Below are 20,057 nucleotides of genomic sequence, written 5' to 3'. Positions count from 1 at the left end.
GCTTGCCGGGCCTTATTCAACCAACGCCGCCTTTGCTTTACGTCGAATACGCATTTCGCTGACCAGCACGCCCAATACGATCAGCGCGCAACCCAATAGCGCTACGCCCGGCAAACGCTCGCCTGCAATGCGCCCCACCAGCCCGGCCCACACCGGCTCGCCGGCATAAATGACCGTGGCACGGGTCGGCGAAACGCTTCGTTGCGCCCAGTTCATCGTCACTTGAATGATGGCGCTGGCCAGCCCCAGACCGACTGCGCTGTAGAGCAGGTAATTGCTGTAAGGCGGTACCGACTCGCCGGTCGGTACCATCATCAGAAACGCCGCCAGCGAGGCCGTTGCCAATTGCACCACCGTCACCCGCTTAACGTTAACCTTGCCCGCATAGGCACCAATCAAAATGATCTCGGCAGCCATGCCCAGCGTGCCAATCAACGTCAGGATCTCGCCGATGCTAAGCGCCATATCGGCACTGCTTGGCGCGGCCAAGAGCATCAGGCCACTGAAGGCCAATAACACGCCGACCCAGGCCATAACGCCGGGGAAACGCCCGAGCACCAACCACTGCAATAACGGCACCATCGGCACATACATGGCGGTGATGAACGCTGACTGACTGCTGCTGATGGTTTGCAGCCCCACGGTTTGCAGGCCGTAACCGAACATGATGGCGATACCGATAAACACGCCCGCTTTCAGCTCGTACCAGGTCAATCCGCGTAAGCTGCGCAGGGAGAAAAACGTCAGCACCAGCGTAGCCGCAGCGAAGCGCAAACCCACGAAGAAGAACGGCCCGCTGACCTGCATCGCAAGATGGACCGCCAGAAAGGTTCCGCCCCAGATCATGGTGATGAAAATCAGCACCGCTTCCTGCCGCTTTATCGTGGGAATGAAAGTGAAAATAGAGGATTTTTTTACTGCAGACACCGGCTTGCCCTTCCTGCTGGGTGCAATATAATGCACAGATCCTGCCAGTATGAGGTAAAGCCCTGGGATGAGCAATACGGTGAACAGCGGTAAACATGAAGCGCCCAAGGTGTTGCAATACCTGAGCAGCAACCTGCGTGGCTATCGCCAGCAGGCGGGGCTAAGCCAGGTGATGCTGGCGGAAAAATCCGGCGTCAGCCGCCGCATGCTGGCCGGCATCGAGGCCGGTGACCGCAACGTCAGCCTGGCGGTGTTGGACAAATTGGCCGAAGCATTGAATATCGCCTTCACCGATCTGATCCAGGCTCCCGAAGCGCGCGGCAGCCATTTGGTCGGCGAATTGGCATGGCAAGGCGTACAGCCGGCAAGTCAGGCTCTGTTTGCCGCCAGCGTGCCTGCTCGTCAGCGGGTTGAGCTTTGGGAATGGACGCTGATGCCCGGCGAGCACTACGATTCTGTGCCGGATGCCGAAGGCTGGAGTGAAATAATCTACGTGATTACCGGCAGCCTGACGCTGGTGCTGGAACAGCAAACCCTGACGCTGGACGCCGGCCAAACCCAGGTGTTCAACAGCGATCAGCACTATGCCTACGCCAACCGCACCGATTTTCCGCTGCGCTTTATCCGCAACGTCACCTTCTAACCCGCATACTCAGCGGGTTGTCACCTGGCTGTCGTACAGATGTCATGCGCCTGTCGTGGCGGTCAACGGCCTCAACTCCTACACTTGGCCTCAATGAAGGTTCATTTTTGGAGCGTGCAATGCAAACTTACCGCATCCGGCAATTACGGCTGGAAAAAGGCTGGTCTCAGGAACAATTGGCCAGCATTGCCGGGCTTAGCACCCGTACCGTTCAGCGCCTTGAAAATGGCGAGCAGGCCAGCCTGGAAACCCTGACCGCGATAGCCGCGGCGCTGGAGTTACAGATTGGCGATCTCAACCAGCCGCCGCAACAGGAAAACAGCGACAGCAGCCAGGCCGAGCAGGCGATTCGCCGACAGGTGGAGGAAGAAGGCAGGCTGCTGCGCATGATAGTGAGGTTCGCATTTATCGCAGTGCTGTTGTTCGCCATTAACTGGTTTACTCATCCGCAATATCTGTGGTCGCTGTGGGCCATGGCCGGCATGAGTATCGCGGTGATTATGCGCGCGACGCGCACCCTGCTGTTACGCGACTTCTTCAGCCGTTGGCAACGCCAGCGCCTGGAGCAAAAGCTCAAGCGCCTGCACTGAGTTTCAGCCAGTCAGCCAGCCGGGCCAGCGCGCTGCCCGGCCTGATTTCTTGCGGCGTCAGCAGACAATAACCGCTACCGTCCGACGTAAAACCAAAGGGGGCGCTCAGTAGCCCACCGGCCACATCATCCCGCACCTGCTGCCAAGGGCCGATAGCGACGCCTATCCCCGCCACCGCCGCCTGCAAACTGAAGTAAAAGTGATCGAAACGCTGCTCTGGACAGCCTTCCAGCGACACACTCTGCTGCTGAGCCCAATGCCGCCAGGCATCAGGCCGGGTGGCCGAATGTAACAGCACCGCATCGCGGCTCAACTGCGGCTGACCCGCGTGGAGAGCGATAAAACGCGGCAGCATTTCTGGCTTGCATACCGGCCCGACTTGCTCGTTGAACAGCCACTGGCTGTGCAGCTTATCGCCCCAGTCAAAATCGTTGCGCCGTAGGGCGGCGCTGATGCCGTCGTGAAACGAAAATGGCCCGCCGCCCGCGACCAACTGCAGATGGATGTCCGGGTGCGCCAACTGAAACGCAGGCAGGCGGGGTATCAGCCAACGCATCAATAGCGTCGGCTCACAGGACAATACCAGCGGTGCGTCCTGTGCCTGCTGCCGCAGTTGTTGCGCAGTCTGCTCCAGGATGCCGAATGCCTGCTGCGACGCCTGAAACAACATCCGCCCGGCGGCCGTCAGATACACCCGCCGATGACGACGTTCAAACAACGCAATACCCAGCTCATCCTCCAGCGCCCTGACCGCACGACTCACCGCCCCGTGCGTCAGGTTTAAACTGTTCGCCGCCTGGGTGAAACTTTCCAGCCTGGCCGCCGCTTCAAAGCATCGCAATCCGCCCAATGACAGTGGTCGGCTTATTTTGCGTGAGTTTTTCTCACCGAAATCGTCAGTTTTCATCGTTTGTCACCGTTGGCCATTCCCTTTATAAATCAGCCACTCTCTTCTGATTCATCTACAGGATTACTATGACCGAACTCATCGCTGTCGTCACCATCACTTTACTTGCCGTCATTAGCCCAGGGCCTGATTTCGCCATGGTGTCGCGCAACAGCCTGTTGCTTTCCCGTCGTGCCGGCGTGGTGACCGCTTGCGGCATTGGCGCCGGGGTGTTGATCCACGTGAGCTACACCCTGATCGGCGTCGGCGTGCTGATCCAGCAATCGCTGTGGCTATTCACCCTGTTGAAGATGATTGGCGCTGCCTATCTGATTTACCTGGGTGTCAGCATGCTGCGTAATGCCGGTGCTGCCCCGGTTTCTGCCGGCGCGCCCCCCACCGCCGCCAGCGATTTCGCCGCGCTGAAAACCGGCTTCTTAACCAATGCGCTGAACCCGAAAACCACCATTTTTGTCGTCAGCCTGTTTATGCAGGTGGTTAATCCACAGACGTCGTTGGCGGTGCAAATCGGCTACGGCTTGTTTATCGCCCTGGCCCATATCCTGTGGTTCAGCGCCGTTGCGCTGCTGTTTTCCGCGCCGGGCATCAATGCGCGACTGCTGCGCCTGCGTAAAGGCATAGACAGGGTATTCGGTGGCCTGCTGATTACCTTCGGTGCGCTGCTGGCGATAGCCGGGATGAGATAAGGCCACAAGGCCAAGTTCCGCATTCACTCCTATGCTTAGGAAGCATCTCTTTCATCCACCACAGCGGAGAACGGAACATGGCGAAAATTTTGGTGCTGTATTACTCAATGTACGGACATATTGAAACCCTGGCGAACGCGGTAGCGGAAGGCGCACGCAAGGTCAGTGGCGTAGAAGTCACCCTAAAACGCGTGCCGGAAACCATGCCGGCAGAAGCCTTTGCCAAAGCCGGCGGCAAGCAAGATCAACAGGCTCCTGTCGCCAGCCCGCAGGAACTGGCCGATTACGACGGCATCATCTTCGGTACCCCAACCCGCTTTGGCAACATGGCGGGCCAAATGCGGACCTTCCTCGATCAAACCGGCGGGCTCTGGGCTTCCGGCGCGCTGTACGGCAAGGTAGGCAGCGTATTCTCTTCCACCGGTACCGGCGGTGGTCAGGAGCACACCATCAGCTCAACCTGGACCACGCTGGCGCACCACGGTTTCATTATTGTGCCTATCGGTTACGGAGCACCCGAGCTGTTTGACGTTTCACAAACCCGCGGCGGCACCCCTTACGGAGCAACCACCATTGCCGGTGGCGACGGTTCGCGCCAGCCCAGTGCGGAAGAGCTGGCCATTGCCCGCTTCCAGGGTGAACACGTAGCGAAAATCACCGCCAAGCTGAAAAGTTAAGCTATCACCTGACCGATGGGGCCGCGGATTCCTGCGGCCCCATCTTGTTGCCAACCCCCGGCAAGGTTAAAATGCCGCTCAGCCTGCCATTCACTACCTGAACGTCACGGTCGAAATTCGTTCTGCCCGCCAATCACCGGCCTTTGCCCTGATGACGGGCGTTCTGTTTTTGCGCATAGCGAAGGGAAATAAGTCAGTGTCTAAAGATTTTGATGAACTAATAAGAGACATGGATCTTATTATTGAAAATGTAGACAGTTTCAAGGCTATGGCCCCGCGCGCACCCGAGCCCCCCGCAGCACCGCCTGCGGTTCATCACTACGATTCGTTCTGCGAGAATGTGGCGCTGAAAGTGGTGTTGAAGGTGCTGCTCTCGTCGGTGGATAAGATCGTCAAGGTACAGATTGCCAATAAGGTCGAGCAGGAAATTGCTCAAATAGAACAGCAGGTGGTACGTGCCGGCGGTGGGCCGGTGTCCCCGAGGATCTGGCGCAAATGACGCAATACGTGCGTCGCACCGTAAACACCCTGTTGGAATAATCGCCATTGCGATTAAAAAACGTGCCAACCCTTTCAGGCGATATGAATTTTTACGTTATTTTTATATCGCCTGCCTTATTCTTTCAGGCTTAAAGAATAAATTGACTCATTGCCGTCAGGCAACTCGGGCGCAAGTATTATGGTCAAGAATAAGCAGATATTGGTCGTTATTCATCTTTGCAGTTTTTTAGTTTTCCTTTACAGCCTGTCAATGATCCCGCCCCTGCTGGTGGCGCTGCTCTATAAAGAAAAAAGCGTTTTCTCCTTTTTCTATACCCTGGTGATTGCCGGATCGCTCGGTGGGTTAGGCTGGTTCAGCACCCGTCAGGCCAAAGTACAATTGCGTACCCAGGACGGTTTTCTGATTATCGTCATGTTCTGGCTGCTGTTTTCGATGATCAGCGCCCTGCCGCTGTGGCTCGATGACACGCTGAACGTCAGCCTGACGGACGCGATGTTCGAAGGCGTGTCCGGCATTACCACCACCGGCGCTTCGGTACTTAACGATGTCTCGGGCATACCTAAATCCTTTCTCTACTACCGTTCCCAGCTCAACTTTATCGGCGGCCTCGGCGTCATTGTGTTAGCCGTGGCCGTGCTGCCGCTGCTGGGTATCGGTGGCGCCAAGCTTTATCAGTCGGAAATGCCCGGACCATTCAAAGAAGAACGACTGACGCCACGGCTGGCCGATACCTCGAAAAACCTGTGGCTGATCTATCTCGGTCTGGGGCTGGCCTGTACGGTGGCTTTCCGCATTGCCGGCATGCCGTGGTTCGATGCCCTTTGCCATGGGATTTCCACCGTATCGCTCGGGGGATTTTCCACCCGCAACGAGAGTCTGGGCTATTACGACAGCTCGGCGGTCGAAATGGTCGGCGGTATTTTCTCCATTCTGGCGGCGGTAAACTTCACCCTGTATTTCGTTGCCGTAGGCCGCCGCAGCCTGAAACCATTGTATAAAAACCCGGAGCTGCGCTTCTTCCTGCTGGTGCTGTCGATTATCGTGGCGATTGTTTGCCTCGAGCTTTACCGTTCCGGCATGTACGGCGCCAAGGACTCCTTCGTGCATGGCTTCTTTCTCACCAGTTCGATGATGACCGATAACGGCTTGGCCACCGCCGACTATGCCAAAATGCCTTCTCACACCATTATGTTGTTATTGGCGGCGAGCTTTTTCGGTGGCTGCGTGGGCTCCACCTGCGGCGGCATCAAGGCGCTGCGTTTTCTGATCATGTACAAACAAAGCCGGCATGAGATCAACCAGTTGGTGCATCCCAATGCCGTTTACACCATCAAGGTCGGCAACGCGCCGATTCACGATCGGGTGTTACGGTCGGTCTGGAGCTTTTTCTTTCTGTACGTTTTTTTCAGCTGCTTCTTCATCTGGCTGCTGAACCTGATGGGCTATGATCTGGTGACCTCTTTCGCCACCGTGGCCGCCTGCATCAATAACATGGGGTTGGGCTTCGGCGAAACTGCCGCGGGGTTTGGCACGCTCAGCGATGCGGCGAAATGGTTGATGTGCGCGGCGATGCTGCTCGGCCGCCTTGAGATCTACCCCATGCTGATATTGTGCTCGCGTGCCTTTTGGCGTTTTTAAGGCTTTGTAGCCCGCCATTTACAGGCTGTTTTAATCCACCTTGCTGTACCAATGCTGACACATTCGTAACATGAATGTGTTGCATTGTTGTATTCGTTTCACTGCGATAAGTTACAAGTACTGTAAATACATACAGTATTATTATAACTTATTGAGGATATGAATATGCGTTTTAACAAGATGTTAGCTCTGGTAACCGTCCTGTTTACCGCCCAGGCTTCCGCCGAGGCATTGGAATCTATCGACAACTGCGCGGTCGGTTGCCCCACCGGTGGCAGCAGTAACGTGTCCATCGTCCGCCATGCTTATACGCTGAACAACAACAGCACCACCAAGTTCGCCAACTGGGTGGCTTATCACATCACCAAAGACACGCCGGCCAGCGGGAAAACCCGTAACTGGAAGGCCGATCCGGCACTGAACCCGGCAGATACATTGGTACCGGCAGATTACACCGGTGCCAACGCGGCGCTGAAAGTTGACCGCGGGCATCAAGCGCCGCTGGCCTCACTGGCGGGCGTCTCTGACTGGGAATCACTGAACTACCTTTCCAATATCACCCCGCAGATGGCCGATCTTAACCAGGGCTCCTGGGCACGGCTGGAAGATCAGGAACGCAAGCTGATTGACCGGGCGGACATCAGTTCGGTGTATACCGTGACCGGCCCACTGTACGAACGCAATATGGGAAAATTGCCGGGCACCCAGAAAGCGCACACCATTCCCAGCGCTTACTGGAAGGTCATCTTTATCAATAACAGCCCGGAAGTGAACCACTATGCGGCGTTTCTGTTTGACCAAAACACCCCGAAAAATGCCGATTTCTGCCAATATCGCGTCACGGTGAATGAAATCGAGAAACGCACCGGGCTGATTATTTGGGCTGGTCTGCCCGACGACGTACAGGCTTCGCTGAAAGCCAAACCGGGCGTGCTGCCAGAACTGATGGGTTGCAAGAGCTAAAATAATGACCAATAACCCGCTACGGCGGGTTTTTATTGGTCAATATAATGACGGCGTCTGTGATTTAAATATAAACATTACTTATTAATACCCCATTTTAAACCCGTCCTAATAGCGGAAATAATGTTATTTACCGTCATTAATTATCTTTAAATACCCGCCACGGCACCGTTCACTCTCCCGCCAAGCGGCCACACCTCCGGTCTTTTTTATTCTTTCTGTGCTTTTTTATCAGTGCGTTTGAGCAAGTTTATTGCCGAAAAGTTATCGGCAAGTTAATATCCCGCCAAATTATTAGATACAGAACCGTAAACAATGCATTTATCCCATTGTTGATTATTTTTTATCTCTCTTTACCCCTTCTCTTTTGCCTGCTTTGGCAATAACACCTGTTTTGTGAGAAAAACACATGGAAAATTTGTTATCAGACGATGGTGAGTTACCGACCAAAAATGGAACCGGTTTCAGTCGACGGGAAGTGCTGCTGGGGCTGGCCTCAACCCTGCTGGCAACGTCATTGCTCAGTTACCCGTTCCTCAGCCTGGCAGAACAACATACCGCGGCGGCCAACCCTCTGCAGTTTGCTCGTTTCTTCAAAATATCCCAGACATTGAGCGAACATGAGGACATCGATCAGGGAATGTCGGCGCGTATTTTTACGGCCTTACATAATCAGAATGATCAGTTCGCCACGCAGGTTGAGCAGCTTGGTGGGCTGTTACAGTCGGATCAAAGCGCAAAACAGCTGCAACAACTGGCCATTCAGGCCGGCTTGCAGGCCCTGGTGACCGCCATTATCACCGCCTGGTATACCGGCACCGTCGGCCACGGCCAAACGGCTGAGCTGATTGCCTATAAAGACGCGTTGATGTACCGCCCCGCCAGCGACGCGCTGATCGTTCCCACCTACTGCGGCAATGGCCCGTTGTGGTGGACCGCTCCCCCTCCAGCGGTCAACGCTTCCCTGTGATCTGAGAGTCTTCTGATGAAAAAACCTGAATTTACTGCCGATGGCAACGCCTCGGCCGATATCGTGATCGTGGGCTCCGGCATTGTGGGCGGCATGATGGCCGATCAATTAGTCAGCCAGGGTTATTCTGTGCTGGTGCTGGAAGCAGGCCTGCGTATTGAACGCGCCCAGGCCGTAGAAAACTGGCGCAATATGCCTTTTGATAACCGCGCCGGCTCCGATTATCAAGGGTTGTACCCGCAATCCGAGTTCGCCACTGCTCCGCTCTATTTTCCTGAAAACAACTATGTCGCCCTGAGCGGCCCGAGCGCAGGCAGCTTCAAGCAAGGGTATCTGCGTACCGTCGGCGGCACCACCTGGCACTGGGCCGCGTCCTGCTGGCGCCACCTGCCCAGCGATTTCCAAATGAAAACCCTGTACGGCGTTGGCCGCGACTGGCCGATTTCCTATGATGAACTTGAGCCGTACTATTGCCGGGCCGAAGAGGAAATTGGCGTGGCGGGCCCTAACGATCCGCAGCAACAGTCGCCGGTTGAACGCAGCAAACCCTACCCAATGGATATGGTGCCCTGGGCGCATGGCGATATTCGTTTTGCCGAAGTGGTTAACCCGCACGGCTACCGTTCAGTCCCGATCCCACAGGGGCGCAGTACCCACCCGTGGAAGGGCCGTCCAACCTGCTGCGGTAACAACAACTGCCAGCCCATTTGCCCCATCGGCGCCATGTACAACGGCATTCATCATGTTGAACGTGCTGAAATGAAAGGTGCGGTGGTGCTGGCGGAAGCGGTGGTCTACAAGATAGATACCGATGAACAAAATCGGGTCACTGCGGTGCATTGGCTTGACAACAAAAAGCAGTCTCACCAGGCCACGGCCAAGGCTTTCGCTCTGGCCTGTAACGGCATAGAAACGCCGCGCCTGTTGCTGATGGCGGCCAACGATCGCAACCCGAACGGCATCGCCAACGCTTCCGACCAGGTCGGTCGTAACATGATGGATCACTCCGGTTTTCACTGTACTTTCCTGGCGAAAGAGCCCCTGTGGCTCGGGCGTGGCCCGGCACAGAGCAGTTGCCTGGTCGGCCCACGTGACGGTGAGTTCCGCAAAGACTACTCGGCCAATAAGATGATCCTCAACAACATCAACCGGGTCGTACCTGCAACCCAGAAGGCGCTGGAACAAGGCTTGGTCGGTAAAGAATTGGATGCCGAAATACGCCGTCGCGCCGCTTACGGCGTCGATTTATCCATCAGCCTGGAACCGTTACCAGACCCAAATAACCGCCTGACGCTGAGTAAAACCCGCAAGGATGCCCACGGTTTACCTTGCCCGGACATCCACTACGATGTCGGCGATTACGTGCGTAAAGGCGCAGAGGCCGCACATAAGCAATTGGAACATATCGGCCAACTGTTCGACGCCGAAGAGTTCAACATCACCACCAGCCTGAATGCCAATAACCACATAATGGGCGGCACCATCATGGGCGATAACCCAGCAGACTCGGTGGTCGATGGCAACTGCCGCACCCATGACCATGCCAACCTTTGGTTGCCGGGCGGCGGCGCAATTCCTTCCGCCAGCGTGGTGAACAGCACCTTGACCATGGCGGCTCTGGGCATCAAGGCCGCCGATGACATTGCGCGGGCACTGGCGGTGAAACCATGAAAAAACAGGCGAAACTGACGCTATTATCCCTGCTGTTGCTCGGCGGCAGCGCCGTGCAGGCGGCGGATAACGGAGAGTTAAGCGGTGCGGCGTTGATTAAAAAAGGCGAGCAGATTGCTATCTCCTCGGACTGCCAGGCCTGCCATACCAACCCCGAAGGCGGTACTCCCTTTGCCGGCGGCTATGGTATCAGTTCCCCTATGGGCGTGATTTACGCAACCAACATCACCCCATCAAACGCGGAGGGCATTGGCAGTTATAGCGAAGAGCAGTTTGCTCGTGCCGTCAGGGACGGGATCCGTGCCGATGGCACCCACCTCTATCCCGCCATGCCCTATACCTCTTATACCAGGTTGAGCGATGCGGACATCAAGGCGCTGTATGACTACTTTATGCACGGCGTGAAGCCGGTCGATCAGAAAAATACGCTGACCGACCTGCCCTTCCCGTTCAACCTGCGCTTTAGCATGGCCGCCTGGAATCTGCTGTTTCTCAAAGACGGCCGATTTGCACCCGATGCGGCCAAAAGCGAGCAATGGAACCGGGGGGCTTATCTGGTTAACGGGCCTGGGCACTGCGACACCTGCCATACCCCGCGCAACCTGCTGATGGCTGAAGACAGCAGTCAGGCTCTTGCGGGTGGCATGGTCGGCAGCTGGTACGCTCCCAATATCACGTCAGACCCGATCAGCGGTATCGGCGGCTGGAGCAACCAGCAACTGGTGCAGTACCTGAAAACCGGTCGGGTGGTCGGCAAAAACCAGGCTGCGGGCGGCATGGCGGAAGCCATCGAAAACAGCCTGCAATATTTTTCCGATGACGATCTGGCGGCTATCGCCGTTTACCTGAAAAGCACCGCGCCTGTCAGAGATGCCAAGGATAGCCAGCCGGCCGACAGTTTCGGCAAGCCGTTGAACGTTGAGCCTCAGCTGCGCGGGTTGCAGCCTGCCAATGCCAACAACACCGTTACCGACGGCGCAGCGTTATTCAGCGGCAACTGCGCCAGTTGCCACCAACCGGACGGCAGCGGCAGCAGAAACCAGGCTTATCCTTCACTGTTCAATAATACCGCCACCGGTTCAAGCAATCCGGCCAACCTGATCTCGGCCATACTGTTCGGGGTCGAGCGGAAGGTGGGCGATCAGCACGTGCTGATGCCGAACTTTGGCCCGCTGTCGTACGTCAATCCGTTGAACGACCAGCAGATCGCCGCTATCAGCAATTATGTGCTGCAGCAGTACGGCAATCCCGCAGTGAAGGTCAGCGCTGCGGACGTAACCGTATTGCGCCTGGGTGGCCCGGTGCCACTGCTGGCGATGCTGCAGCCTTATATGGCCCCGGCAATCGGCATTGCGGTGGTGGCGTTGATCTTTATGGCATGGCTGTTGGGGAGAAAACGACGCTGAATTGATGACTGCAGGCTGGGGAGCTATCCCCGGCTTGCAGGCATTGCCGCATTTCCACAGGGATAGTTCGCAGACCGAATCTGAAAAGAACGGGGCTTATTGCGTTTGATTTTCCACACGGGTAATACCGTGTTTCTTCATCACTTCTTCCATGGTCAGATTGTCATCATCCGGCGTTTCGTCAATCACAACATCCTGCGGGCGGACATAAGGCTTGGTTGCGCGTTTGAACATCCACCACCATACGAACACCAGAAAGGCACCGGACTTCAGAAAGATCATGGTCCATAACGCTATTTGATACCAGCTCATCTTAATCTCCATGAAAGCGTTAAACGCGAGCGAATGGACCTATTTTAACCCTTGGCTTGATCGGATCAATAGTAAACGGCAGATCCCTCCGGGTTCAGGCCACTGTTATAGGGATTTCTATCATGATCTGCTCTACCTGCCGCTAAAACCCCCTTGAACTGCCTCAGAAACCCTGCCCGCAGCCTGATCCTGTTTTTGCCCGCATTTTGTCATAGTGAAAGCCATGCAAGATCCTTTGCACCGGTTTTTCCCTGAAAAAAGAGTGAATTACCCTTTCTCATCGCAATGTTTTTATATAGCTAAAACGTCTAACCAAACCACTTAAAACAGCCTTTTTGACCATAAAAATGTAAATTGCCCCGATTTTTCTATATACTCGCGGAGTTTAATTTCTTGGGCAGCCTGTTTGCCCCTCTTTTTATGGAGTTGTTTTAACGGACTATCCCATTCCCTAACGGACTAGCAAGAAGGTATTCTATGAGCCAAAACGACACTGAAATTGTGGCACGTCGTAGCCATATCAATCCTCCGGTATTTTTTATATCTGCCGCTTTAATCATCGTCCTGGTGGCCTTTGCCGCCTTCTATCCTGAGTTAGCCGATCGTAAGTTCAAGGCGCTGCAACAGGGTATTTTCACTAACGCCAGCTGGTTTTACATTCTGGCGGTCGCCCTGATCCTGCTGAGCGTGACCTATCTGGGGTTATCGCGTTACGGCAATATCAAGCTCGGGCCGGATCACGCCCAGCCAGACTTCAGCTATGTTTCCTGGTTTGCCATGCTGTTTTCTGCCGGTATGGGCATTGGTCTGATGTTCTTTGGCGTTGCCGAACCGGTGATGCACTACCTTTCTCCCCCGACCGGGACACCGGAAACAGTGGAAGCGGCTAAACAGGCCATGCGCCTAACCTTCTTCCACTGGGGCCTGCATGCCTGGGCGATTTATGCCATCGTGGCGCTGATCCTGGCGTTCTTCAGCTACCGTCATGGCCTGCCCTTGACGCTGCGTTCCGCGCTCTATCCCATCATCGGCGATCGCATATACGGGCCGATTGGCCACGCAGTCGATATTTTTGCGGTAATAGGTACCGTATTCGGCGTCGCGACCTCCCTGGGCTACGGCGTGTTGCAGGTTAACGCCGGGCTTAATCACCTGTTCGGCTTGCCGATCAATGCAACGGTACAGGTGGTTCTGATTGTCGTGATCACCGGGCTGGCAACGCTGTCGGTGGTTTCCGGGTTGGATAAGGGCATCCGCATTCTTTCCGAACTGAACCTCGGCCTGGCGGTGCTGCTGCTGGTCCTGGTGGGTACGCTCGGCCCGACCGTGCTGTTGCTGAAATCCTTTGTTGAAAACACCGGCGGCTATCTTTCCGATATCGTCAATAAAACCTTTAACCTGTATGCCTACGAGCCGAAGTCCAGCAACTGGCTGGGAGGCTGGACACTGCTGTATTGGGGCTGGTGGCTATCCTGGTCGCCGTTCGTCGGCATGTTTATCGCCCGCGTTTCACGCGGACGTACCATCCGTGAATTCGTTACCGGCGTGTTGTTCGTTCCGGCGGGCTTTACGCTGCTGTGGATGACCGTTTTCGGCAACAGCGCCATTAATTTGATCATGAACGAAGGGGCGCGCGATCTGGCCAATACGGTGCAAAACGACGTAGCCCTGGCGTTGTTCAACTTCCTGGAGCACTTCCCGTTCTCTAATATTCTGTCGTTTATCGCCATGGCGATGGTCGTGGTGTTCTTCGTCACGTCGGCAGACTCTGGGGCGATGGTGGTTGATACGCTGGCTTCGGGCGGTTCGGATCAAACCCCCATATGGCAGCGGATCTTTTGGGCTTCCCTGATGGGTCTGGTGGCGATTGCGTTGTTGATTGCCGGCGGTTTAAGCGCATTGCAAACCGTGACTATCGCCAGCGCCCTGCCGTTCTCGATGATCCTGCTGGTCTCAATCTACGGGTTGTTAAAAGCCTTACGTATCGACGCCTACAAACGCGACAGCCAGATGATGACCACGATTGCGCCGACCGCCGCGCGCAACCCGATCTCATGGCAGCGGCGTTTGCGTAATATTGCCTATTTCCCGAAACGTTCTCAGGTAAAACGCTTTGTCGGTGAAGTGGTTCAACCGGCGATGGCGCTGGTGGAAGCCGAACTGGCCAAGCAAAATACCACCTCCTCGATTGACGATTCGCAAGACGATCGCATCCGTTTCGAAGTTGATTTAGGGGAAGATCTGAACTTTGTCTATGAAGTGCGCCTGCGCGCTTACATTCAACCGGCCTTTGCTCTGGCGGGGTTGAAAGATGAGGAACGCGACGAGGAACATAAATACTATCGCGGTGAGGTTCATCTGAAGGAAGGGGGCCAGGATTACGATGTGATGGGCTGGACGCAAGAACAGATCATTCACGATATTCTCGACCAGTACGAGAAGCACCTGCACTTCCTGCATTTGGTTCGTTAGTGGTTGCTTTGCCAGACAAACCGTCCCAGCCGGGGCGGTTTTTTTATGGGTCCACGGCGGCGATTGCCATCTTTCAAACCCAATAAAAAACCCCACGCTCAGAGAGCACGGGGTCATAATTTATGGCGGAGGAGCAGAGATTAAAACAACACCATTAATACATTGATATATATGCATTTAAATGAGTTCTATTTATATAGTTATACACCAAACTATACACAGAAGATCTTCCTTATCTGAGTAACACTCTCATGTGCCCAAAATCGCCGTTCAAAAACATGAAAAAAAATATCACATGTACAATTCTTAGTTATCAATTTAACACCTGATTATGGATTCATTTTCCCTGAAAAAATTCCCTATATATAACCAGAAGGTGGTGGGTTCGGTAGGTTCAGTCGGTTCACGCGATTAACTAGTTGACTGGAAAGGAATATATTTATCATTTTGAACCGACCTATGGGTGGGGTCATGAGGAATCAAAGTAGGTTCAGTTGCGTTCTACAGGTAGGCGAACTCAGAACATGACAATTGCAACTCATTGATTATAAGGGTGAGCACCGTGCACTCTGAATTTTCCATGAGAGATAATGCGAATTTATGTTGAGGTTCGAGTGGACAAGAGCAAGCAGCTTCCGCCAGACGCAGCTTCGGCATTGACTATCGAGCTGAACAAACGCTTGCAGCGGAAGTTTTGTGATATCAAAGCTACAGTTCGCCTATCTGTCTATCAACCAGCCTTACGACACCCAATCCCTGCACTGTACCCGCAGCAGAGGCACGATACCCCGGCATCGGCGCCGGTCTATAATACCTCCGAACCTACTTTTGCGGCGCAACGATCGTTTTCAACGATCAATCTGCAACTAATTGATCGGTAATACCCATTTGCAACTCCAAAACAATACACGCACCATTCATAATGATTTTCATATGGAGGTGTATCATGTCTGCGTACAACATGACGTTTTGCAGAACGTGCGGGTTATGGATAGGCGATGAATCTGACTGGTCCAATGGCGAACCGGGTTACTGTGAGAAATGCAAGCCAGCATCGATTTTAAAGCGCGTGGCAGCAAGAATCGGAAACATTATCCGAGCGGTATATACCGGAATTATAAAAAAATAAAAATACTATCAGCACCAGGGCAAACTCATTGAGGCGGCTCAACCGCCTCTTCACTTTTCGTTCAATTATAGGTAATTCAGCGTGAAATTAGCCACAGCCTGATAATCGCCCGGTTTAATGTTTCCCGGTACACCATCACCCTGAAGATAAGCAGCAAAAGAAAGAGTATTATTGCCATTTTGAAACGCAAAACTTTTACTTGGCTGATCCAGCTTAATCACCTCACCCGCACCATCTGTAAATGCAATACTGGCGCCACTGGCTGTTCCTGAAATACCAAGACGCCCATCTTTACCTGCCGCTCCAGAAAAAGTGACATTTACGCTCTTGCCCCCACCGGCTTCGCAATTCTCCAGATTAATTGAAAAATTGCGAGGTGTTGATTTGCCAGATCCATTACCGGCCTGCAAAACCGTATCGGCAATCTGACCAAAATCGATAGTTTGATCAACACTTTCAGGTGATAGTGAGCAGGTAGGCTGCGTACTAACAATGCTCCCAACCATCGCTGCCTTGCCATGCCCTTGATCAGCTACAGCATAGACGGAACCTACCATTCCCAGAGAGAGAATTGAAACCGCCATTAATTTCTTTGCAAACATAGTAATCTCCGTATTTTAATTGCGCCGTGATTGGCAAAACCAAAATATAACCACAAATAAGAAATGGAAATTCTTAGCTGTTGTGCCAAAGACAGATAAAAACAATCACCTCGCATCACCAGGAAGTTAATCGAAATAGCCAATGCCATCGGATTTCTTTTTCTTCTTCGCACCTTTACTGCCGGCAGGTGGTTTAATATCTTTTGCCAGGTTAAACGCCATCGTCAGGCCTGAGCTGCTCAAAGAAAATGCAAGGGACTCGATTAACCAGGTGCGATCCTCTTCCTCACCAAATCCCGCCGTTGTTATCCGGCTTTCGGCCGTCAACGGCACATACTGCGGCCGGCCCGGGCCGCTTAGCGTCATTCGCCTTTCGTTCCGGTTGGCCTGCGTCATTTTTGATTTGGCGCTGCTGTCCGCCTGGGCTTTGCTCGGCTGCGTGAAGGGGTTGGACTGGTCAGGCCCATCATGCTCCAGTGATTGCGTTTTCGTTCGACCATCAGCGGGGTCGAAATAGGCAACGCTCACTTTGCCCTTTTTGCCCTTACCGTCTGCAGTCTTCGCCGGCTTTCCCGTTGTGGCCCCGCGCTGGCCATCTGAATAGCTCCACGAGGATAGCGCCTCCCGGGTTATCGTTACGTTACTGAGGGCGCCACCGCTGGCGGTGGTCGCCTCCCCCTGCTCCAGGAACAACCAATAACCACCGGCGGCCTTGCTTACCGCGTTATGCGCACGCGCCAGGCGGGTCATAAGCGCCGCGTCGGACTCTCTCACCTGGTCAATGTGTTCTATCGCGATACTGGCCAGCTGCGTGGCTATTTTGGGGATGAGGCCGTTATCGGTGGCCACCGTTTTCACAATGTCCCCCAGCGTCACGCCGTCCCAGCTGCGGCTTTTCTGGCTCTGCACATCACCTGGCTGTTTTTGCGCGTTCATTGGGGCCGATGTGGCGTAAAGCTGGATCTTGCGCGGTGGCCCGCTACTGGCGCGGCCAGACACCACAAACCAACCCTTATCAACCAACTGGCCATTAAAGCCCAGGGCAACGCTCAGACGGGCGCCTTTTGACGGGAGTTTTAGCGTTTCCGACAGGAGGGTAATTTGCAGTTCATCAGTTTTGCCCGTGGCGCCGCCGTTGTCCGTTAAGCTGAGATCCACCAGGTTTTCACGAATGATCGCGGTTATATCCCGCCCCTCCGCAATAATGCGGAATTCTGGCCGGAATTCGGCCGGCTGTTTTTGTTGCATCGGTTAATCCCATAGCTGGATCGGTGATTCAGGCGTTGGCGTCTCTATGTCCGGCAAGGTAATGATTAACCCTGCCGGATAAACAGCCCCCAGCGCCGCCAGTTCGCGATTAGCGCCTAAAACCGTTACAACGGTCTGCGAAAGGTTCTCCGTGCCGTAGTGGGCCGCGCAGACGGCATCCAGCACGTCACCCTCACGGGTTAGATAGGTCATCGGCATAATGTTTTATCGTGATCGAGTAGGTTTTCTTGCGGGGGGCGCCACCCGGTAAAAACAGCGGCGTCGTGTCGGAAAATTCGGTAACAACCCACCAGCCCAGCACATCGCCGGCGCTGCTCACCAATTGCTGAGGCTCGGCTTTGTCGGCCAGATCATAAAGCGCATCGATGCCGGCCACACCGTTCCGAAACTGAGAATGCGCTTCCCCGTCCATTTTGACCGTCCTGGCGGATTTCCCTGTGTACTGCAGCAAGTCCTGTTTGCCGATCCGCTCCTGTTCACTCCAGCGCCAACTTGCCTCCCGCGTCAGCTGGTTATAGGTCGCCGTGTCGATAGAAAACTCAAAGTTGCCGAGCATCATCATAATGCTGGCGCTGTCCGCCGGCCGCCGTTCATCGTAGGCGCCCGTGATCGTGCCGATAATGTCCACCATTACCAGACCTCCGCAGGGTCATGCATTGCGTTGTTACCGTTAAATACATCCAGGTTTTTCATTGACGTTACGGCGCTATCCGCCACCGCCTGCGGGTCCTGGCCTGGCTGAGCGATCACCGTCATGTTGACCTGCTGCCGGCGATTGTCCGTAACCGGCGCTTTCTCACCGCTACCCGAGCCGCTAATACTCCCTATCATTTCTGAGAATTTACTGAGTACCGGATCACCTTCCTCTTTATTCACCGTTTTATTAAATATATCGTCAATATTTTTATCGTATGCTTTATTGTCTCTAAACATCCAACCTTTAGAGTCTGTATTAGCTTTTACAGCTTCTTTTACCAAATTAGGATTAGCTTTCAATTGTTCATCAAACCACGCGCCTAACCCATTCCTTTCTGCTGTATTCCTGGCTATTTCAGTTGAACCATTAAGACTTAGAGAGCGTAATACATCTTTTTTATCTTCATTTTCATCAGGGACGAATTTAGATAAAAATCGGGCAACACTCATGGCTACTTTGCTAAATGTGATTAAACCGTTACCAAATTCAATTAACGCAGGGATCCAGGATTCTCTAATGGTGGAGGCGATAACCTCAATGCCTCCATTTTTAAACCAGTCGGATAGCTCGTCCGCCAATTCTGTCACCATCGGCGCCAGGTCGTTACCTAACTTGCCGGCGATTTCTTCAACAGAGGATCCCCAGACCGTGCGCAAGTTATTGAAAGCAATGTTGCCACGAATGGCCCCATCAGCGCCCTCCTTCGTCACCAGGTTGTATCGTTTCTGCTGATCCATCATCTCCTTGTAACTTTTGCCGGTCAGGCGCATGTAGGTCAGGATTTTATTGGCTTCACCCCCCATCAGCATATCGACCGCGGACGCCGCCTCCTGCTCGTCTTTATGCGTCAGCGCACGCCCCATTATTTTTTCAAACATCTGCTCATTGTTCATGCCGGCCAAATCGCCGGCACCGAACCCCAGCATTTTAAAAGCATCATTGAGGGAGCTTTGTTCCCCGGTCGCTTTATACTCGCCGACCTTGTTTTTTAACTCTTCCAGCAAGTCGCCAAAATTTTCACCATTCAGCCCCATCTGCTGCGCATAACTATCCCAGGCGTTATAGGTTTCAACCCCCACCCCATAGGTGCGGGCCTTACCTACAGATTCAGCCGTTTTTGCATTCATACTGACAGGGGTCATTACGGCACCAATACCGGCACCAATTAAACCGCCTATTGCGGCAACCCCTAACCCCGTGCCGACCGTCCGGCCCAGACGCCCGCCGAGCTGCCCTACTTTTCCCCAGCGCTCGCGGCGCCGCTCCAGTCGCTCGGCCAGTTTTAAATTGCGATTCAGTTCCTCCTGCTCATCATTGGCCCGCTTGATGGCGCGGCCCACTTTGTCATATTGCAACTTTAATTCATTAATGTTTTTCCCTTCATTTTTCGCCTTTAAAATTGCTTCCCGCAATTTCTTTTGCTGCGCGGTCAATTTTCCCGATTGTTGGGTAACTGTTTTTAAGCCTTTATTTAATCCGGCTGTAGATTGTCCCCAGCTTGAGTCGATATTGCCGCCAAAATTAATGGAAGCATTCATTTTCTGGCTAATGCTTGTCATTTATATGCTCCAATTCAATTTCTATAAATTGACAAAACACTGAGAATGGCATGGTTAACCAGTCTGCCATTGTGTAATGCAATCGACGGCCCATAAGCCTTAACGCTTTTTGGATTTCGCTTTCTGTCGCTCGTCCGGTGGCAGCAAAAAACGGTTAAACGCTGCCTCAACCTGCGCATAGTCTGCGGCAGTCAATAAATACATATCCTCTATATTCATATCGCAAAGGTTCGCCATCATTCCCGCGTCTTTTTCGACTGCGTTCCCAGGGTTTTTAGAGTAATCGAGGCGGTCCCTTAGCAATGGCTCACGCATATAGACACTCGTTAATTGACTGCCATCCTTCAACGTAAGCGGGGTGTAAAATTTAATTTCTTCTTTCTGACCTGGGTAATTCATATAAAGCTCCAATAAAAAAGCGGCCCACGGGCCGCTTG

19 protein-coding genes and 1 pseudogene are annotated in these 20,057 nt (G+C 53.7%); 11 read left to right on the top strand and 9 right to left on the bottom strand.

All coding sequences use genetic code 11. The features are described from left to right. Window positions 1-12: 12 nt before the first annotated feature. Complete coding sequence (locus EBA31_RS08650; protein WP_122078377.1) at window positions 13-927, bottom strand: DMT family transporter; 915 nt, start codon at window positions 925-927, stop codon at window positions 13-15. Between the two features lie 67 nt (window positions 928-994). On the opposite strand from EBA31_RS08650, the gene EBA31_RS08645 reads away from it, so the two are divergent. Then, the gene (locus EBA31_RS08645) at window positions 995-1,570 is read left to right on the top strand and encodes a helix-turn-helix domain-containing protein (protein ID WP_020826197.1); all 576 of its coding nucleotides are present in this window, start codon (window positions 995-997) and stop codon (window positions 1,568-1,570) included. Window positions 1,571-1,689: 119 nt separating this feature from the next. Continuing rightward, window positions 1,690-2,160, top strand: coding sequence for a helix-turn-helix domain-containing protein (locus EBA31_RS08640; RefSeq protein WP_020826196.1), 471 nt, complete (start codon window positions 1,690-1,692; stop codon window positions 2,158-2,160). On the opposite strand, the gene EBA31_RS08635 is transcribed toward EBA31_RS08640, so the two are convergent. Further along, entirely contained in the window at window positions 2,144-3,067 is a 924-nt protein-coding gene (locus tag EBA31_RS08635) for a LysR family transcriptional regulator (RefSeq protein ID WP_122078375.1), read from the bottom strand. The genes EBA31_RS08640 and EBA31_RS08635 overlap by 17 nt on opposite strands. 68 nt (window positions 3,068-3,135) lie before the next feature. Here EBA31_RS08635 and EBA31_RS08630 point away from each other — a divergent pair, with 68 nt between their 5' ends. The 8 genes and pseudogenes from EBA31_RS08630 to EBA31_RS08595 all read left to right on the top strand — a co-directional run bounded on the left by EBA31_RS08630 (window position 3,136) and on the right by EBA31_RS08595 (window position 11,580). Then, the gene (locus EBA31_RS08630) at window positions 3,136-3,753 is read left to right on the top strand and encodes a LysE family transporter (RefSeq protein WP_122078374.1); all 618 of its coding nucleotides are present in this window, start codon (window positions 3,136-3,138) and stop codon (window positions 3,751-3,753) included. A 77-nt stretch (window positions 3,754-3,830) separates the two neighbouring features. Then, the gene (wrbA, locus tag EBA31_RS08625; protein WP_115059229.1) at window positions 3,831-4,430 is read left to right on the top strand and encodes an NAD(P)H:quinone oxidoreductase; all 600 of its coding nucleotides are present in this window, start codon (window positions 3,831-3,833) and stop codon (window positions 4,428-4,430) included. Window positions 4,431-4,659: 229 nt separating this feature from the next. Beyond that, window positions 4,660-4,970: pseudogene (locus tag EBA31_RS08620) on the top strand (hypothetical protein). Window positions 4,971-5,109: 139 nt separating this feature from the next. Then, the gene (locus tag EBA31_RS08615; protein ID WP_020826191.1) at window positions 5,110-6,570 is read left to right on the top strand and encodes a TrkH family potassium uptake protein; all 1,461 of its coding nucleotides are present in this window, start codon (window positions 5,110-5,112) and stop codon (window positions 6,568-6,570) included. A 165-nt stretch (window positions 6,571-6,735) separates the two neighbouring features. Then, window positions 6,736-7,533, top strand: coding sequence for a DNA/RNA non-specific endonuclease (locus EBA31_RS08610; protein WP_044549633.1), 798 nt, complete (start codon window positions 6,736-6,738; stop codon window positions 7,531-7,533). A gap of 409 nt (window positions 7,534-7,942) precedes the next feature. Continuing rightward, window positions 7,943-8,503, top strand: a complete 561-nt coding sequence (locus tag EBA31_RS08605; RefSeq protein ID WP_122078372.1) for a sorbitol dehydrogenase family protein — start codon at window positions 7,943-7,945, stop codon at window positions 8,501-8,503. A 15-nt stretch (window positions 8,504-8,518) separates the two neighbouring features. Beyond that, entirely contained in the window at window positions 8,519-10,174 is a 1,656-nt protein-coding gene (locus tag EBA31_RS08600; RefSeq protein WP_046373969.1) for a GMC family oxidoreductase, read from the top strand. After that, complete coding sequence (locus EBA31_RS08595) at window positions 10,171-11,580, top strand: cytochrome c (protein WP_122078370.1); 1,410 nt, start codon at window positions 10,171-10,173, stop codon at window positions 11,578-11,580. The genes EBA31_RS08600 and EBA31_RS08595 overlap by 4 nt, the downstream gene beginning before the upstream one ends. Window positions 11,581-11,676: 96 nt before the next feature. Here EBA31_RS08595 and EBA31_RS08590 read toward each other — a convergent pair whose 3' ends face one another. Continuing rightward, complete coding sequence (locus EBA31_RS08590; RefSeq protein ID WP_020826186.1) at window positions 11,677-11,892, bottom strand: hypothetical protein; 216 nt, start codon at window positions 11,890-11,892, stop codon at window positions 11,677-11,679. 477 nt (window positions 11,893-12,369) lie between these two features. Here EBA31_RS08590 and EBA31_RS08585 point away from each other — a divergent pair, with 477 nt between their 5' ends. Next, entirely contained in the window at window positions 12,370-14,364 is a 1,995-nt protein-coding gene (locus EBA31_RS08585) for a choline BCCT transporter BetT (protein ID WP_020826185.1), read from the top strand. A gap of 1,194 nt (window positions 14,365-15,558) precedes the next feature. Here EBA31_RS08585 and EBA31_RS08575 read toward each other — a convergent pair. The 6 genes from EBA31_RS08575 to EBA31_RS08550 all read right to left on the bottom strand — a co-directional run bounded on the left by EBA31_RS08575 (window position 15,559) and on the right by EBA31_RS08550 (window position 20,019). After that, the gene (locus EBA31_RS08575) at window positions 15,559-16,095 is read right to left on the bottom strand and encodes a fimbrial protein (protein WP_122078368.1); all 537 of its coding nucleotides are present in this window, start codon (window positions 16,093-16,095) and stop codon (window positions 15,559-15,561) included. 126 nt (window positions 16,096-16,221) lie between these two features. After that, a complete protein-coding gene (locus tag EBA31_RS08570; protein ID WP_122078365.1) occupies window positions 16,222-17,343 on the bottom strand; it encodes a contractile injection system protein, VgrG/Pvc8 family in 1,122 nt (373 codons plus the stop codon). Window positions 17,344-17,346: 3 nt separating this feature from the next. Further along, complete coding sequence (locus EBA31_RS08565) at window positions 17,347-17,556, bottom strand: tail protein X (RefSeq protein WP_369982328.1); 210 nt, start codon at window positions 17,554-17,556, stop codon at window positions 17,347-17,349. Continuing rightward, the gene (locus tag EBA31_RS08560) at window positions 17,537-17,995 is read right to left on the bottom strand and encodes a phage tail protein (protein ID WP_122078225.1); all 459 of its coding nucleotides are present in this window, start codon (window positions 17,993-17,995) and stop codon (window positions 17,537-17,539) included. Before EBA31_RS08560 ends, EBA31_RS08565 begins: the two co-directional genes overlap by 20 nt. Continuing rightward, entirely contained in the window at window positions 17,995-19,620 is a 1,626-nt protein-coding gene (locus EBA31_RS08555) for a hypothetical protein (RefSeq protein WP_122078223.1), read from the bottom strand. Before EBA31_RS08555 ends, EBA31_RS08560 begins: the two co-directional genes overlap by 1 nt. Before the next feature lie 99 nt (window positions 19,621-19,719). Beyond that, window positions 19,720-20,019 carry a phage tail assembly protein gene (locus EBA31_RS08550; RefSeq protein WP_122078220.1) on the bottom strand — a complete coding sequence of 100 codons (300 nt, stop codon included), beginning with the start codon at window positions 20,017-20,019 and terminating at the stop codon, window positions 19,720-19,722. Between the last annotated feature and the right edge of the window lie 38 nt (window positions 20,020-20,057).

It is taken from the genome of Serratia sp. P2ACOL2 (genome assembly GCF_003691565.1).
GTDB classification, from domain to species: domain Bacteria; phylum Pseudomonadota; class Gammaproteobacteria; order Enterobacterales; family Enterobacteriaceae; genus Serratia; species Serratia liquefaciens.
The sequence above is the reverse complement of the archived record's forward strand: the minus strand, read 5'-3'. Positions and strand labels throughout refer to the sequence as shown.

Excerpts from the sequence above, each read along its gene's own strand:
- EBA31_RS08595 (WP_122078370.1), top strand. The coding sequence starts at position 10,171 with ATGAAAAAACAGGCGAAACTGACGCTATTATCCCTGCTGTTGCTCGGC.
- EBA31_RS08645 (WP_020826197.1), top strand. The coding sequence starts at position 995 with ATGAGCAATACGGTGAACAGCGGTAAACATGAAGCGCCCAAGGTGTTG.
- EBA31_RS08550 (WP_122078220.1), bottom strand. The coding sequence starts at position 20,019 with ATGAATTACCCAGGTCAGAAAGAAGAAATTAAATTTTACACCCCGCTT.
- EBA31_RS08635 (WP_122078375.1), bottom strand. The coding sequence starts at position 3,067 with ATGAAAACTGACGATTTCGGTGAGAAAAACTCACGCAAAATAAGCCGA.
- EBA31_RS08605 (WP_122078372.1), top strand. The coding sequence starts at position 7,943 with ATGGAAAATTTGTTATCAGACGATGGTGAGTTACCGACCAAAAATGGA.
- wrbA (WP_115059229.1), top strand. The coding sequence starts at position 3,831 with ATGGCGAAAATTTTGGTGCTGTATTACTCAATGTACGGACATATTGAA.
- EBA31_RS08610 (WP_044549633.1), top strand. The coding sequence starts at position 6,736 with ATGCGTTTTAACAAGATGTTAGCTCTGGTAACCGTCCTGTTTACCGCC.
- EBA31_RS08630 (WP_122078374.1), top strand. The coding sequence starts at position 3,136 with ATGACCGAACTCATCGCTGTCGTCACCATCACTTTACTTGCCGTCATT.
- EBA31_RS08585 (WP_020826185.1), top strand. The coding sequence starts at position 12,370 with ATGAGCCAAAACGACACTGAAATTGTGGCACGTCGTAGCCATATCAAT.
- EBA31_RS08565 (WP_369982328.1), bottom strand. The coding sequence starts at position 17,556 with ATGACCTATCTAACCCGTGAGGGTGACGTGCTGGATGCCGTCTGCGCG.
- EBA31_RS08640 (WP_020826196.1), top strand. The coding sequence starts at position 1,690 with ATGCAAACTTACCGCATCCGGCAATTACGGCTGGAAAAAGGCTGGTCT.
- EBA31_RS08560 (WP_122078225.1), bottom strand. The coding sequence starts at position 17,995 with ATGGTGGACATTATCGGCACGATCACGGGCGCCTACGATGAACGGCGG.
- EBA31_RS08600 (WP_046373969.1), top strand. The coding sequence starts at position 8,519 with ATGAAAAAACCTGAATTTACTGCCGATGGCAACGCCTCGGCCGATATC.
- EBA31_RS08615 (WP_020826191.1), top strand. The coding sequence starts at position 5,110 with ATGGTCAAGAATAAGCAGATATTGGTCGTTATTCATCTTTGCAGTTTT.
- EBA31_RS08590 (WP_020826186.1), bottom strand. The coding sequence starts at position 11,892 with ATGAGCTGGTATCAAATAGCGTTATGGACCATGATCTTTCTGAAGTCC.
- EBA31_RS08575 (WP_122078368.1), bottom strand. The coding sequence starts at position 16,095 with ATGTTTGCAAAGAAATTAATGGCGGTTTCAATTCTCTCTCTGGGAATG.
- EBA31_RS08570 (WP_122078365.1), bottom strand. The coding sequence starts at position 17,343 with ATGCAACAAAAACAGCCGGCCGAATTCCGGCCAGAATTCCGCATTATT.
- EBA31_RS08555 (WP_122078223.1), bottom strand. The coding sequence starts at position 19,620 with ATGACAAGCATTAGCCAGAAAATGAATGCTTCCATTAATTTTGGCGGC.